A 14,853-nucleotide genomic window follows, 5' to 3' on the forward strand; every position below is an offset into this window, starting at 1 on the left:
TAAAACGGGAGCCGATTGGGCTCCCGTTTGCTGATTTATTTTTGCCGGTTTAGCAAAAGGCATCAGTGAGTTGCATTGTATATTTAGTTACACTGCACTTTGATCGCCAGACCGCCGCGAGAAGTTTCACGGTATTTAGCATTCATATCTTTACCTGTTTCAAACATGGTTTCGATAACCTTGTCGAGAGAAACGCGCGGTTCGCTGCTACGGCGCATTGCCATGCGTGCGGAGTTAATCGCTTTTACCGAAGCAATCGCGTTTCGTTCGATGCAAGGAACCTGTACCTGACCGGCAACCGGGTCACAGGTCAGACCCAGGTTGTGCTCCATACCGATTTCGGCCGCAATGCATACTTGAATCGGGCTAGCGCCCAGCAGCTCCGCTAAACCGGCCGCCGCCATAGAACAGGCTACGCCCACTTCACCCTGACAGCCCACTTCTGCACCGGAAATCGACGCATTCATTTTATACAGAATGCCGATAGCGCCGGAGGCGAGGAAGTAACGGATAAAGATTTCCGGTGTCACAGGCTCGATAAAGTGATCGTAGTAAGCCAGAACCGCTGGAACGATACCGCAGGCGCCGTTGGTTGGTGCAGTCACCACGCGTCCACCGGCGGCGTTTTCTTCGTTCACGGCCAGCGCAAACATATTCACCCAGTCAATCACGTTCATTGGATCGCTGGAAAGTTTATCGGAAGAAACCAACAGACGGCGTAGCGCAGAAGCGCGACGCGGAACGCGTAGCGGACCCGGGAGAACCCCTTCGGTATTCAGACCACGATCGATACAGGCGCGCATAGTGTCCCAAATCGCCGTAAAGTAAGCATCAATCTCTTCTTTACTGTGCATGGCCAGCTCGTTCTGCATCACCATACCGGAGATGGACATCCCGGTGGTGCGACAGTGGGCCAGAATGTCTTCAGCGGAGTTAAACGGATAAGGTACGCTAATCTCGTTGACTGAGGCTTTACCGAAATGTTCTTCATCGACGATGAAGCCGCCGCCGATAGAATAGTAAGTTTTGCTGTACACTTTTTCATCGCCAGCGAAGGCGTGAATTTGCATACCGTTTTCATGCAGGGGCAGGTTATCGCTACGGAAAACCATGCCGCCTTCACGCGGGAAATCAACTTCGTGCAAGCCATTGGCCAGCATCAGTTTTTCACGTTGCTCAACATCGCGAATAAAACCGGGAATGCTATCGATATCTACGGTGTCAGGCATATTGCCCGCTAACCCCATAATGATAGCGATATCAGTATGGTGGCCTTTACCGGTTAATGACAGTGAGCCGTAAACCTCCACGGCCACACGCGTGATAGAAGGCATTAGTCCCTGTGTTACCAGGTCGTCTACAAACTGTTTGCCGGCTTTCATCGGTCCAACCGTATGAGAGCTGGACGGGCCGATGCCGATCTTAAACATGTCGAAAACGCTAATCACGCTAGAACTCCTCAAAAGGCATTGTGTTTAAAGCCGATGTTTTATGGTCGAAGCGTTTAAAAATTACGCAACGGGAACATCGGTATTGTAGGTTGACTCGTCAATTTTCGTGACTTTATTCGCATGAAATAAAGTAATCGCGAGCCTTAGTTTATTTTGTTTTTACTGGTGTTAGCGGTATCGATCGGATACAGCAACGGTCACTCTGTTAACCAACAACATAAGTGACTTTTTTTACGGGTTATTAACCCCACACTATTAGTGGTTTATAGTGAAGGAAGCTATTTTACAGGTATTTCATAACGCTGACAGGCCTGTTTACAGTTTTTTTAAAAACTGCGATACAGAGAACATAGAGTAAAAGTGGTAAAAGTGAGGTGATAGGGATCGTTTTATGCTGAAAATGAGGGGGTTAGCGCGTGATGATGTGATGGTTATCACGCGTTTCAGCGCGGTTCGATGCTGACCTGCTGAGCCAGACGGCGAATAATGGCGGCGGTGAGTCCCCAGACAAATTGGCTTTCGTACCAGGAAAGGTAAATCCGGTGGTGCGCGCCCGCGCGATGAACATCCAGTGGATAATAACGTGAAAGGCTTAACGCTTCGTATAGCGGCATTTCGAATAGACCGGCAACCTCCTCTTCATTACCGTGAAAGGGGACGTCCGCAGGAATAAGACCCACAATTGGCGTGACCTGAAAACCCGTCGAGCTATCCAGTGGCCCTAGCTGACCCAGCACGCGTACCGATTCAGGAGGAATCGCTACTTCTTCCTGCGCTTCCCGCAGAGCGGTTTCAATCAGCGAATGATCTTCTGGATCGGCCTTGCCGCCAGGGAAAGCCACTTGTCCGGCGTGTTTACGTAAATGAGCGGAGCGACGAGTTAACAGCAGCGTCGGCTCTGGGCGACAAATAATCGGCACCAGCACCGCCGCGCGATGATGATGAGCCGACAGGCTGCCGGGCTGGGGCAACTGAAGCTGAAAACGACTGATAAATTCGGCTAAACTGATCCCACTCACGGCTGCGGGTTCTCCCCCAATAATGGCAAAATGCGCGCGATTTTATCAAAAGTTTCTTGATATTCGGCTTGCTCCTGACTGTCTGCCACTATGCCACCTCCCGCCCAACAATAGATTTTACCCTTTTCCGTCAATAAGGTACGGATGGTGATATTGGTATCCATGGTGCCACAGCAACTAATATAGCCAATGTTTCCGCAATATCCATTACGACGATGAGGCTCCAGTTGTTCAATAATCTGCATGGCACGGATTTTGGGCGCGCCGGTAATCGAACCGCCGGGGAAACAGGCACGCAGCAATTGTGTTGGCGAACAATTCGTCGGCAGGGTGGCGGTGATGGTACTCACCAGATGATGCACCGCAGGGAAAGGTTCCACCACGAACAGCTCCGGTACCCGAACGCTGCCAGGTTCAGCGACGCGGCCAATATCGTTACGCAGTAAATCCACAATCATCAGGTTTTCTGCTCGATCTTTGGGTGACGCGGCTAAGCGCTCAGCCTGCTGCCGATCGGCATCCGCATCTTTCAGTCGTGGCAAAGTGCCTTTGATTGGCCGAGTCTGTATCTGTTGATTTTCTAGCCAGACAAAACGCTCGGGGGAAACGCTGATCACCGTATGTTCAGGCAGGCGAATAAATGCGGAGAAAGGCGCGCGATTGCTGGCGCTCAGGCGTAAAAAAGCCTGCCATTCATCCCCCTGATATTCGGCGCTGAAGCGTTGCGCCAGATTGATTTGATAGCAGTCGCCACTGTGCAGATATTCCTGTACCTGACGAAATTTTTCGCCGTACTCTTCACGAGCCATATTGGCCTGCCAAGGGCTTTGCAGCTCGAAAGACTGGGGCGTAGCCGGGCGCTGCTGCTCGAGCCATTGATGGCGTTGCTCTATATCCCCGTGGCTAATTAGCGTCAGTTTTTGCCGTTGGTGATCGGCAATCAGCGCCCAGTCATACAAACCAATGGCCATATCCGGCAAGTAAATATCTTGCTGTGCCAGCTCCGGTAAGACCTCGATTCTGCGTCCTAAATCGTAACCAAATAGCCCTAATGCGCCACCCAAAAAGGGTAGGTCTGGATTCGGTGAGCAGGTCAATCCCAAGCAATCCAGCTGTTGCTGTAATAAATCGAAAGGATCGATTTCTGAATATTGGGTATTCAGGGAATCGCTGATTTCCGTTTCTTTGCCTCGGGTGATCAAACGCACGCGGGGTTCAGCGACCAAAATATCAAACCTGTTATGGGAATGCTCGGCAAAACCCGAATGCAGCAGCATCGCCCAAGGCAAAGTGGAAATCGGAGCGAAATAGCGTAACAACGCATCGGGGTGATAAGGCAGGCTTTTACAGAAAGGAGCATTGGCTTGCAGGCTATGAGTATTTTTTTCGACTGACGACATGACAACTCGTGAAATAATTTCGGGGAAAAGATTCGGCCTGTAAGGTTATCACAGATTATGTGGGCGAGGGCAGTAGCGGCTTGACAGGGAATTCCCTATTACGCTAAAGAAACGGGTATACTTGCCGGCTAATTCGTAGGAGACAGATAATGCTAGCGGGAATGCCCTCACTTTCTCACCAAGAGCAACAGGAAGCTGTTGAACGTATTCACCAACTGATGTCCGAAGGGATGAGCAGTGGTGAAGCCATAGGTCTGGTTGCGGAAGAAATTCGCGAGCGCCACAAAAACGATCCTCAGGCAATGGTCATCTTTGATGATGAAGACTTTGAGGAACACAGCGATCCTGAATATCGCCGCGACAATGAAAAAGACGCGGACGAGTATGAGGATGACTACGAAGGTTAGTGATAACTATCAGTGACCAGAAGCTAAGTTATCCGAAGGCTAGCTAGCCAAAGTCAATCGCCATCATGAAGGTTTCGGTAAACTAGCCTGCAACCTTCATGATGTTTCGTATCACTTCCTAGAGCCTTGGATTTTTAGCTGTGGCTGACCGTGATTTGCCCAGCGGCATTTTTCGCCACGGCCACGGCTTGTTCTACCGTTTCGGCTACGGCCAGCGCGACGCCCATCCGCCGTCTGCCGGCAATTTCGGGTTTACCAAACAAACGCACGTCCACGTCACCCAGCAGCGCATTTCCCAAACCGCGATATACCACATTCTGGCTGGTTAACTCAGGTAAAATAACCGCCGAGGCGGCGGGGCCATACTGGCGAATCTGGCTGATTGGCATGCCGAGGAAGGCGCGAACATGCAGCGCAAATTCGGAAAGATTTTGTGAAATCAGCGTGACCATACCGGTATCGTGTGGGCGAGGGGAGACTTCGCTGAAAATAACTTCATCACCGCAGATAAACAGCTCCACGCCGAATAAACCGTAGCCACCCAAAGTTTGAACCACTTTAGCCGCGATCGCCTGAGCGCGTTGCAACGCCAGTTCGCTCATCTGCTGCGGCTGCCAGGATTCGCGATAATCACCCTCCTCCTGACGGTGGCCAATCGGCGCGCAGAAATGGATACCATCTACGGCGCTGATGGTCAGTAGGGTAATCTCGAAGTCAAAATTAACCAGACCTTCCACAATCACCCGACCGCCGCCGGCGCGACCGCCTTGCTGTGCATAATTCCATGCGGTTTGTCGTTGCTCTTCACTGCGGATCAGGCTTTGCCCTTTGCCAGAGGAACTCATCACTGGTTTCACAATGCACGGATAACCGATTTCGGCCACGGCTTGACGGAAGCGGCTTTCGGTATCGGCAAAACGGTAGCTGGAAGTGGGTAATCCCAGCGTTTCTGCGGCCAGACGACGAATGCCTTCACGGTTCATTGTCAGGCGAGTGGCTTCGGCGCAGGGCACTACGTGTTGACCCATAAGCTCCAGCTCCACCAGCATATCGGTGGCAATGGCTTCAATTTCCGGCACGATGTAGTGGGGGTTTTCCAGCTCCACAATTCGTTTGAGCGCCGCCCCATCCAGCATATTAATCACGTGACTGCGGTGGGCGACGTGCATAGCAGGCGCATCGGCATAGCGATCGACGGCGATCACTTCCAGCCCAAGGCGCTGACATTCAATCGCCACTTCTTTGCCCAGTTCGCCAGAGCCAAGCAGCATCACACGGGTTGCGCCGGGGCGCAAAGCAGTTCCAATGGTTAACATAATTCGATACCTACATCAGCAAGATAATATGCGAGGAAGAAACCGCCGCAGTATATACGAAAACGATTGCGCGGGCAGCGCTTAGGGCAAAAAACAGGTTTGAGTGCGGATAAATTCAGCAAAGTAAGGTCTGGAGCAATCAGGGGGGCGAAGATATCGAAAGGGATGCATTTGACCCATATCTAGGGTTACAGGAGAAAAACGCAGATTTCCCCGCGCTTTTTTACGCTTTAACTCAAGAAAAGGCCTCAACTCTGCTATTATCGCCGCAAATATTGCGCTTGCCTTCAGGCATCGCTTTCAATCCATTCCGTTATATAAGAGTTACCGCCGTGAGCACAACGTCCTTTTCTTCCCTAACGCTGCCTGCCGAGCAGTTGTCGAACCTTAATGAACTCGGTTATACCGAAATGACGCCGGTACAGGCCGCCGCGTTACCGGCCATTCTGAACGAGCAAGATGTTCGGGCCAAAGCCAAAACGGGCAGTGGTAAAACGGCCGCATTCGGCATTGGTTTGCTGGATAAAATTGCCGTGGGTGAGTTTGTGACTCAGGCATTGGTACTCTGTCCAACTCGCGAACTGGCCGATCAGGTCAGTAAAGAACTGCGTCGTTTGGCTCGTTTTACTCAAAATATTAAAATTCTGACCCTATGTGGCGGCCAGCCAATGGGGCACCAGTTGGACTCTCTGGTTCATGCGCCGCATATTGTTGTGGGCACGCCGGGACGCATTCAGGAACATTTGCGTAAACGCACCTTGGTATTGGACGATCTGAAAGTGCTGGTGCTGGATGAAGCGGATCGCATGCTGGACATGGGCTTTACTGACGCGATCAATGACGTTATCAGCTACACGCCGCCGCAGCGCCAGACGCTTCTGTTTTCCGCTACTTATCCGGCGGGGATCGAACAGATCAGCGCAAAAGTACAGCGTGAGCCGCTGAACGTAGAAGTGGCCGATGAAGGCGATGAACCGGCGATCGAACAGGTATTCTTCGAAACGACTCGTGAAAAACGTCTGCCGCTGCTGATCTCAGTGTTAAGCCACTATCAACCGGCGTCCTGCGTAGTATTCTGCAACACGAAAAAAGACTGTCAGAGCGTTTACGATGCGCTGGAATCACGTGGAATCAGCGTATTAGCGCTGCACGGTGACTTAGAGCAGCGGGATCGTGATCAGGTGCTGGTGCGCTTCTCTAACCGTAGTTGTCGAGTGTTGGTTGCCACCGACGTCGCGGCGCGCGGTCTGGATATCAAAGATTTGGAACTGGTTGTGAACTTCGAACTGGCTTTCGATCCGGAAGTCCATGTACACCGCATTGGTCGTACCGGGCGTGCGGGCATGAGCGGGCGGGCAGTCAGTCTGTGTACGCCGTCAGAAATGGGGCGTGCGCACGCCATTGAAGATTATCTGCAAATCAAAGTGAAATGGACGCCGGCGGAGCAAGTGAGCCGCAGCGCCAATGTCATGCTGGAGCCAGAAATGGTGACGTTATGCATCGACGGTGGCCGTAAAGCCAAGATTCGCCCAGGCGATATTTTGGGGGCGTTGACCGGCGATGCGGGTTTGACGGCGGCTGACGTCGGTAAAATCGATATGTTCCCAGTTCATGCTTACGTTGCTATTCGCAAAGCCAGTGCGAAACGGGCTATACAACAATTGCAGCAAGGTAAAATTAAAGGCAAAAACTGCAAGGCACGTTTGTTAAAATAGTAAATAACGATTTTTACGGGGTAGCGTGTATTGCGTTGCTCCGTTTCAGCCCCTTATATTGAATGTTAATAACTGACGGATTTACTGCTTAAGTTATTGAATTTATATATTTATTTCTTTTGTTTGAGCTGGCCGGAATCATTCCTTCCGCTCAACGGAATGACTATTTAACCGCATTTAATAAAGGGAATGTATTAAATATGATACCTGCCATTAATCAGACCGCAGTATTTTTCCGCCCAGCTTCTCTTTCTTCTTCCTCGGTTAACCCTAATGATTTTGCACCCCCAACAGGTGAGATAAAGTCCGCGCTGGATCAGCATATTAAGGGAAAGCAGGTGCTGGTTTTTAGCGGCTTTTCCGGCATGGGGTACGACGATGTTGAAGCGTTTCAAACCTCACTTGAATCTACATTAAAAGAGGCCAGCCTCAACCACGGAAAACATAATGTAGTGGTGGTCGCGGGGGCGACCAGCGTAGGTATTGGAGCGGTTTATTCGCTAGCAAAAAAACTCGAAATTAAAACGCTGGGGATTGTTTCTGAACAAGCCAAAGGCGGCGGTGAAATAGCCAGTAGTTGTGACGATGTAATTTATGTTCCTGAAAAGAAAGGCAGTTGGCAGGTGCTCTACGATATAGATAAGGCGAAGGGATTAACGGGTTCATATATGACTTATGTCGCCTCAAAAGCATCGCCAGCTTCAGGTGGTGAGTTCTTCGCTTTTGGGGGCGGAGACGTGACGGTGAGTGAACTTAAGGAAGCGAAAAAACTGGGAATAACCACGCGAGTTTATCCTGATTTCCAACCCAATCGGGATAAAGTAAAAGAGCGCCAGGCCAATAAACCGGGTAGCGATATGACGCCCGTGAAAACTTATATGACTCAGGTTCTGGAATAAAGCCTGACCACATTTTTCGGTAGCGGATGCCAATCCGGGTTTGAGATCCGTATTTACGAAAATCGTGTTCGCTAAATGAGTGTTCATCAATTTGCCGTTGAATGACTTCGAATAATGGGAAGCTCTGAGCCGCAACGAGAGCTTCCCATTATGTTATAATTTCTCCGGATTAAATATTTCCTGCTTATGTATCCGCCACTTATCGTTTTCAGAAATCCCTATTATTGGAAGGGATTTCGTTCTTTCATTTTGAGGTGAATAACGCAGCAGGGAATGATTACCATCATGTCTGAGTGTCTCTTCGGGGCGTCGCGGATATTAATAAAGTTACGGGTTGGTAAAAGGACTCTAATAAATGGCCGTTGAAGTAAAATTCGTTGTAGTACGACAGGGTGAGGAAAAAATGACTTTCACAACCAAAAAAGAAGCCGATGCATACGATAAAATGTTGGATTTGGCCGATAATCTGGCCGAATGGTTGTCGCAGTCCCCTCTGACGATGGAAGAAGAACAGCGTGAAGCGCTGAGTTTCTATCTGGCTGAAAATAAAGATGTTTTAGGGCAGATTTTACGTGGCGCTGCTCCAACCGCAGCGGCGGAGCCTGTGGTGAAAACCAAGGCAGAGAAAGGCGCTGCCAATAAGAAAAATGACAAAACCGAAGAAATTCAAGCGGCTTAATGAGTTATCTCCCGGCAAAATGGGGAAAAAGGATCTAGAATGAATCGTGAAATCACCTTCTTCAGCCGTTTTGAGGCGGATATTCTGGCGAATCGTAAAACCATTACTATTCGTGATAGCAGTGAATCCGATTTTCAACCCGGTGAAGTTTTGCGGGTTTGCCGCAATGAGGATGGCGTATTTTTTTGCCACATTGAAGTGAAGTCAGTGACGCCAGTGACATTGGACGCATTAACTGAACGCCATGCGAAGCAGGAAAACATGTCATTGGATGAACTGAAAAAGGTGATAAAGGAGATCTATCCCGGTTTGCAGCAATTTTATGTGATCGAATTTACCCAGTGCTAGTTCTGTAATGGAATTCACTCTGTAACCTACAACGCGATCTTTTGCTGCACCTCCGGATAGAAATAATAACGATTGGAGGAGCAATGAAAAAAACGGCATTCACTTTGACTGCGATGATGATGGCGCTGGGTAGCATGGCTGCATCGGCTCAAAACCACGAGCAGGAGCAACGCACTGCGAAGTTCCCCGCCTGCGTGGGATTGACTCAGGCCAAGGTGGCGACTCAGGTGAAACGTGACTTTTTGCAAAATCGCATTGTCCGTTGGGAGTCTGATAAAAAGCTGCTGGGAACCGCAACGCCGGTGGCCTGGGTGAGTCCAGATGATATCAATGGGAAAGACGATATCTGGGAAGTGCCGCTGACGGTGCGCGGGACCAAAGCGAATAAAAGCTACGACGTGGTTCTGAACTGCGTTGAAGGGACGATAACCTACAGTTTGCCGCAGTAACAGGTTAAATTTAGCCAGGTTTTAGTCGCTCAGGCTATTTTGAATGACAGTGTCCGAGTGCCGCTTTCTGACTGAAATCCCGATTCGCAGGAACGGCATTCGGCGCTGATTATAGTTTCTCCGAATTATTCAACGACTGTTTACGTTGCCTCTCGATACACCTCTTATTTATCATATGGTTACCACGACATCGGATTTGCCGAAAACGTGCAGGTGCTCTTGGCATCGTGCGTTAATCGTGTCACTCTGGCAAACATATATTGATACGGATAATTCACAGATGATCACACCTCCAAAGGCGGCCAAGCGCCCTCATACCATGACTTTGCACGGCGATACTCGTGTAGATGATTACTATTGGCTCCGCGATGATGAACGGAGCAATCCCGAAGTATTACGCTACCTGCAGGCGGAAAATGATTTCACCGAAGCGGTGTTACAGCCTCAGCAACCGCTGAGGGAAAGCTTGTATCAGGAGATGGTAGCGAGGATCCCTCAACAGGAAGCCTCGGTTCCTTATGTGCGTAATGGATATCGTTACCAAACTCGCTATGAACCGGGCAATGAATACGCTATTTACGTTCGCCAACCTAAAGAGGTCAATGCCGAATGGCATACGTTGCTGGATGGCAATATCCGTGCTGCAGACAGCGAGTTTTATACTTTAGGCGGTTTGGACGTGAGTCCGGACAATCAGCTACTGGCGGTTGCGGAGGATTTTCTGTCTCGCCGTCAGTATGATATTCGCGTTAAACAAATCAGCGACGATCGCTGGCATGACGAAGTCATCCGCAATACCTCGGGTAATTTCGAGTGGGCGAATGATTCGCAAACCCTGTATTACGTACGTAAACACGAAAAGACGCTGCTGCCTTATCAGGTGTATCGCCACCGTATCGGCACCGATCCAGAGCAGGATGAGCTTATCTATCAGGAACAGGACGATACTTTTTACGTCAGCCTGGAAAAAACCACCTCGGAGCGTTTTATTCTGATTCACCTCGGTAGCACCACCACTTCGGAAATCCTGCTATTGGATGCCGATGACGCTGAGGCGATGCCGCAAATGTTTGCTCCGCGCCGTCAGGATCATGAATACGGTTTGGATCATTATCAGCAGCATTTCTATATTCGTTCGAATAAAAACGGGAAGAATTTTGGGCTGTATCAGAGCCAGCAGGCTGATGAAAGCCAATGGCAAACCCTGATCGAGCCACGAGTTGAAGTGATGCTGGAAGGCTTCAGCCTGTTCCGTGATTGGCTAGTGGTGGAGGAACGTAGTCAGGGGTTGACGCATCTGCGGCAAATTCACTGGCGTAGCGGCGAAGAGAAAACCATTGCCTTCGACGATCCAACCTACACCACCTGGCTTGCCTACAATCCAGAGCCGGATACCGCGCTGTTGCGTTACGGTTATTCCTCCATGACCACGCCAAGTTCGCTGTTTGAAGTCAATATGGATACCGGCGAACGGGTTTTGCTGAAGCAGCAGGAAGTGAAAAACTTCACGGCAGAACATTATCGCAGTGAACGGATTTGGGTGAGCGCGTCGGATGGGGCAAAAGTGCCCGTTTCGCTGGTTTATCATCGCGATCACTTTAAGCCGGGGACTAACCCGCTCATGGTTTATGCCTACGGTTCCTACGGGAGCAGTATGGACCCAGCGTTTAGCGGCAGTCGTCTGAGCCTGTTAGATCGTGGTTTTGTCTACGCATTGGCGCATATTCGCGGCGGCGGCGAACTGGGGCAGCAATGGTATGAAGACGGTAAGTTATTCAACAAAATGAATACTTTTAACGACTTTATTGATGTAACCAAGGCTTTAATCGAGCAAGGCTACGGCGACGCCGAACGAGTGTTTGCTATGGGCGGCAGCGCTGGCGGCTTATTGATGGGCGCGGTGATCAATCAGGCTCCTGAATTATTTAAAGGCGTAGTAGCGCAGGTACCTTTCGTTGATGTGGTCACGACCATGCTGGATGAATCTATTCCGTTGACGACTGGCGAATACGAAGAGTGGGGCAATCCGAACGATAAGGCTTATTACGACTATATTAAACAGTACAGCCCTTACGATCAGGTGCGCGCTCAGGATTATCCTCATTTACTGGTGACGACCGGCCTGCACGATTCCCAGGTGCAATACTGGGAACCGGCAAAATGGGTCGCGAAGCTACGGGAAATGAAAACTGACGACCATCAACTGCTGCTGTTTACCGATATGGACTCCGGCCACGGCGGTAAATCAGGTCGTTTCAAAGCCTACGAGGATATCGCACTGGAATACGCGTTTATCCTCGCGCTGGCTTAATTTACCTATGATTCCAGATAATGCGTTAGGGTATGGCGCATGTCTGGAGTCAGGTCTTTCACCGATTTCAGCATCCAACGCAGATAGTCCGGATCTTGCTGGGCTATCTGTTCAATGTTTTGCCCACGATACTTGCCAAATTTCAGCGTCCGTAACAGCAGGGGGGCCTGCGTCAGCTCAACCATTTTCTCAGCGCTCCAACCGGAGTCTTTAATTATGCGTTGCAGCAGGGCGGCGGTGATATAGCAGTCATATAATGCGCGGTGGGGATAAAGATTTTCCGGTGGCGTAACTTCCAGTCGCAGGGCATAACGCAGATATTGATTACTGTATTTGATATCCGGATACAGTGCTCGCGCCAATTTATAGGTACAAATCCACTCACCGCCCATTTCCGGCAAGACACCTCGGTCAAACGGGGCATTGTGCGCGACATAATATTGACTGCCTTGATATCGGCCAATGGCTTTAGCAATTCGAGGCTTACCTTCCACCATTTCTTCGGTGATATGGTGAATGGCCATAGCTTCAAGGCTAATTGGCCGGTCCGGGCTGATTAAATCACTGATCGGATTAACGATTCGCCCATCAATCAGATCCAACGAAGCAATTTCGACGATCCCGCCGTCTAACCCGCAAGTCTCAGTATCAATAATGCGAAAATTCATGTGTTCTCCAGAGACTGGCCATTATTCGGTTTTATCTGGCGATCATAATAGACTGGCCAGTCCCTGCCAACTTTCTTCAGTCAGGCGGGTAATCACCAGAGCCTCGTGTTACCGCTAATCTGGGCGATCGCGTTGCCTTGTTGATCCCACACTGCGCTTATGCCCGCGCCGATTTTAGCCGAATAAATTAAGTTATAGGCAATAAAAAACCCGCCTGAGCGGGTTAACTTAACGTGATGAAAAACCTTTACTCTGCGCTGGAAGAAGATGCCTTCTTCGCACGTTTCTCCGCCTTTTTTTCGGCCGGAGTTTTCAGTGGTTTTTTCTTCGCGTTCTTTTTGCTGTCCATTCCCTTACTCATGGTTTGCCTCTCTATGACCTTCGGTTAGGTTGGTACGCATCTTCATTAAGGCCCTAATAGCGAATACTTGCAAGGAGATAAAGTCGAGAAAAGGCTAAAACGCTGTTAATTATAATGATTATTAAAATGTAATACTTGATATTAACGAGGAATAGCGACATTAACATCCTTTGCCAGTGAAACCGATGTAATGATCGGTTATGGAATCTGCAGCGCATTTCCTAATGATTGACTCATCAACGGCGATAAAAAATGCGCGATAGGGATCGTATAACCGGTATTTAAATGATTAATCAGCTTTATTTGACCTCTTTAGTCGTTGACCCTGCGTCAGGCATAGGCTTTTATAGAGAGGTGATCAATAACAAAAATGGAAAATGCGATGGGACAATTACGGGGACTCTATCCGGCTTATGAGCCTTACGATTGCGGCTGGTTGGAAACCGGTGATGGGCATAGCATCTATTGGGAGTTATGCGGTAATCCGCAGGGAAAGCCCGCAGTATTTATTCACGGCGGTCCCGGTGGCGGCATTGCGCCATATCATCGCCAGTTATTCGATCCAACCAAGTATAAAGTGATGCTGTTTGATCAACGCGGCTGCGGGCAATCCAGACCACATGCCAGCCTGGATAACAATACTACCTGGCATCTGGTGGAAGACATTGAGCGTCTGCGCGAACTGGCGGGTGTCGGTCAATGGCTGGTGTTCGGCGGTTCCTGGGGCTCTACGTTGGCATTGGCCTATGCGCAGAAGCATCCGGAGCGGGTGAGTGAGATGGTGCTTCGGGGGATTTTCACCCTGCGCAGAGAAGAATTGCTTTGGTACTATCAGGACGGCGCATCCCGTTTCTTCCCCGATAAATGGCAAAGGGTATTATCCATTTTATCTGAAGAAGAGCAAAAGGATGTGATCGCGGCTTATCGCAAACGTCTGACATCCCCGGATCGGGCTGTGCAGCTGGAAGCTGCGAAATTATGGAGCCTGTGGGAAGGGGAGACGGTAACGTTATTACCAACCAAAAGCTCGGCTTCATTCGGAGAGGATGATTTTGCCTTGGCTTTTGCCCGCATTGAAAACCATTATTTCACCCATAACGGTTTTTTGGCCCATGACAACCAGCTTCTGGATGATGTTCCATTAATTCGTCATATACCGACGGTTATTGTTCACGGCCGTTACGATATGGCATGTCAGGTGAAAAATGCCTGGGATCTGGCCCATCGTTGGCCTGAGGCAGAGTTACATATAGTGGAAGGTGCCGGGCATTCATTCGATGAGCCGGGGATATTGCATCAGTTGATGTTATCAACGGACAAATTTGCCAAATAATCGGGTTCCCGCAGGCTAAACGCTGGCGGGAACCTTTCAGTCGCCTTACTTAATTTTAGGCTCATAAGGCAAACGTGAGAATTTATTCGATTCGCTCCGATAGTGCGCGAGGCGCTGCAAAAAGTAGTCTCGCAGGTTTTCCGTCTGTTCACGGGCAACCAGTTCAGGGATCACTGGCATGTTATAGCGTTCCTTAAATGCAACGCCCGATGCAGCTAAATCGACGTTCATTTTTGCCGTTTCTTCGTCAGAAAGCTCTGCCAAGTTGTAACCCATCGTTTTCTCCTCTTTCGACTTAAGCGGCGGATTGTATCAAATCAGCGTTGAAAATAATGCAGGCATCTCCCTATGGCAAGAGGGTGTGGATAACGGTAGAGAGGAATGTAGAGAAGAAATAGCGAGCCAAATAATAAATGAGAATGATTGGCGTTTATTTTAAATAATAAATTAAAAATAAGAATGATTCCTTTTATTATTGGCGGGCTTGTTGATAATAG

14 protein-coding genes are annotated in these 14,853 nt (G+C 49.5%); 8 read left to right on the top strand and 6 right to left on the bottom strand.

Translation table 11 applies throughout. The annotated features are described in order from the left end of the window. Positions 1-83: 83 nt before the first annotated feature. From sdaA to pabB, 3 genes are all read right to left on the bottom strand, one after another. Complete coding sequence (gene sdaA, locus ACQ4OC_RS15430; protein WP_049600486.1) at positions 84-1,448, bottom strand: L-serine ammonia-lyase; 1,365 nt, start codon at positions 1,446-1,448, stop codon at positions 84-86. Positions 1,449-1,894: 446 nt separating this feature from the next. Next, positions 1,895-2,470: a CoA pyrophosphatase gene (locus ACQ4OC_RS15435; RefSeq protein ID WP_371112922.1), complete on the bottom strand. Its 576-nt coding sequence runs from the start codon at positions 2,468-2,470 to the stop codon at positions 1,895-1,897. Then, complete coding sequence (gene pabB, locus ACQ4OC_RS15440) at positions 2,467-3,870, bottom strand: aminodeoxychorismate synthase component 1 (protein ID WP_430971330.1); 1,404 nt, start codon at positions 3,868-3,870, stop codon at positions 2,467-2,469. The genes ACQ4OC_RS15435 and pabB overlap by 4 nt, the downstream gene beginning before the upstream one ends. Before the next feature lie 149 nt (positions 3,871-4,019). Between pabB and ACQ4OC_RS15445 the strand changes: the two genes are divergently transcribed. Further along, positions 4,020-4,277: a YoaH family protein gene (locus ACQ4OC_RS15445; protein WP_064517971.1), complete on the top strand. Its 258-nt coding sequence runs from the start codon at positions 4,020-4,022 to the stop codon at positions 4,275-4,277. A 134-nt stretch (positions 4,278-4,411) separates the two neighbouring features. Here the strand turns inward: ACQ4OC_RS15445 and purT are convergent, their stop codons facing one another. Then, on the bottom strand, positions 4,412-5,593 hold the full coding sequence (gene purT / locus ACQ4OC_RS15450) for a formate-dependent phosphoribosylglycinamide formyltransferase (RefSeq protein WP_064517973.1): 1,182 nt from the start codon (positions 5,591-5,593) through the stop codon (positions 4,412-4,414). 332 nt (positions 5,594-5,925) lie between these two features. Here purT and dbpA point away from each other — a divergent pair, with 332 nt between their 5' ends. The 6 genes from dbpA (at position 5,926) to ACQ4OC_RS15480 (ending at position 11,994) form a co-directional block, all read left to right on the top strand. Next, positions 5,926-7,308, top strand: a complete 1,383-nt coding sequence (gene dbpA, locus ACQ4OC_RS15455; protein ID WP_430971331.1) for an ATP-dependent RNA helicase DbpA — start codon at positions 5,926-5,928, stop codon at positions 7,306-7,308. A 200-nt stretch (positions 7,309-7,508) separates the two neighbouring features. Continuing rightward, positions 7,509-8,207: a hypothetical protein gene (locus ACQ4OC_RS15460; protein WP_162975239.1), complete on the top strand. Its 699-nt coding sequence runs from the start codon at positions 7,509-7,511 to the stop codon at positions 8,205-8,207. A 355-nt stretch (positions 8,208-8,562) separates the two neighbouring features. Further along, entirely contained in the window at positions 8,563-8,886 is a 324-nt protein-coding gene (locus ACQ4OC_RS15465) for a YebG family protein (protein ID WP_120806938.1), read from the top strand. A 39-nt stretch (positions 8,887-8,925) separates the two neighbouring features. Next, positions 8,926-9,234: a N(4)-acetylcytidine aminohydrolase gene (yqfB, locus tag ACQ4OC_RS15470; RefSeq protein WP_064517981.1), complete on the top strand. Its 309-nt coding sequence runs from the start codon at positions 8,926-8,928 to the stop codon at positions 9,232-9,234. An 83-nt stretch (positions 9,235-9,317) separates the two neighbouring features. Beyond that, positions 9,318-9,683 carry a protein YebF gene (yebF, locus tag ACQ4OC_RS15475; RefSeq protein WP_064517983.1) on the top strand — a complete coding sequence of 122 codons (366 nt, stop codon included), beginning with the start codon at positions 9,318-9,320 and terminating at the stop codon, positions 9,681-9,683. A gap of 280 nt (positions 9,684-9,963) precedes the next feature. After that, a complete protein-coding gene (locus tag ACQ4OC_RS15480) occupies positions 9,964-11,994 on the top strand; it encodes a S9 family peptidase (RefSeq protein ID WP_064517985.1) in 2,031 nt (676 codons plus the stop codon). Positions 11,995-11,999: 5 nt separating this feature from the next. Here the strand turns inward: ACQ4OC_RS15480 and exoX are convergent, their stop codons facing one another. Further along, the gene (exoX, locus tag ACQ4OC_RS15485) at positions 12,000-12,662 is read right to left on the bottom strand and encodes an exodeoxyribonuclease X (protein ID WP_064517987.1); all 663 of its coding nucleotides are present in this window, start codon (positions 12,660-12,662) and stop codon (positions 12,000-12,002) included. Between the two features lie 743 nt (positions 12,663-13,405). Between exoX and pip the strand changes: the two genes are divergently transcribed. Further along, positions 13,406-14,356: a prolyl aminopeptidase gene (gene pip, locus ACQ4OC_RS15490; RefSeq protein WP_430971332.1), complete on the top strand. Its 951-nt coding sequence runs from the start codon at positions 13,406-13,408 to the stop codon at positions 14,354-14,356. Positions 14,357-14,401: 45 nt separating this feature from the next. On the opposite strand, the gene ACQ4OC_RS15495 is transcribed toward pip, so the two are convergent. After that, positions 14,402-14,632, bottom strand: a complete 231-nt coding sequence (locus tag ACQ4OC_RS15495; protein ID WP_064517991.1) for a DNA polymerase III subunit theta — start codon at positions 14,630-14,632, stop codon at positions 14,402-14,404. Between the last annotated feature and the right edge of the window lie 221 nt (positions 14,633-14,853).

The organism is Yersinia sp. J1 (assembly GCF_050586585.1).
GTDB classification, from domain to species: Bacteria; Pseudomonadota; Gammaproteobacteria; order Enterobacterales; family Enterobacteriaceae; genus Yersinia; species Yersinia entomophaga.

Coding starts and splice junctions, on each gene's coding strand:
- yebF (WP_064517983.1), top strand. CDS start 9,318: ATGAAAAAAACGGCATTCACTTTGACTGCGATGATGATGGCGCTGGGT.
- yqfB (WP_064517981.1), top strand. CDS start 8,926: ATGAATCGTGAAATCACCTTCTTCAGCCGTTTTGAGGCGGATATTCTG.
- pabB (WP_430971330.1), bottom strand. CDS start 3,870: ATGTCGTCAGTCGAAAAAAATACTCATAGCCTGCAAGCCAATGCTCCT.
- ACQ4OC_RS15465 (WP_120806938.1), top strand. CDS start 8,563: ATGGCCGTTGAAGTAAAATTCGTTGTAGTACGACAGGGTGAGGAAAAA.
- pip (WP_430971332.1), top strand. CDS start 13,406: ATGGGACAATTACGGGGACTCTATCCGGCTTATGAGCCTTACGATTGC.
- ACQ4OC_RS15445 (WP_064517971.1), top strand. CDS start 4,020: ATGCTAGCGGGAATGCCCTCACTTTCTCACCAAGAGCAACAGGAAGCT.
- exoX (WP_064517987.1), bottom strand. CDS start 12,662: ATGAATTTTCGCATTATTGATACTGAGACTTGCGGGTTAGACGGCGGG.
- ACQ4OC_RS15495 (WP_064517991.1), bottom strand. CDS start 14,632: ATGGGTTACAACTTGGCAGAGCTTTCTGACGAAGAAACGGCAAAAATG.
- purT (WP_064517973.1), bottom strand. CDS start 5,593: ATGTTAACCATTGGAACTGCTTTGCGCCCCGGCGCAACCCGTGTGATG.
- ACQ4OC_RS15480 (WP_064517985.1), top strand. CDS start 9,964: ATGATCACACCTCCAAAGGCGGCCAAGCGCCCTCATACCATGACTTTG.
- ACQ4OC_RS15460 (WP_162975239.1), top strand. CDS start 7,509: ATGATACCTGCCATTAATCAGACCGCAGTATTTTTCCGCCCAGCTTCT.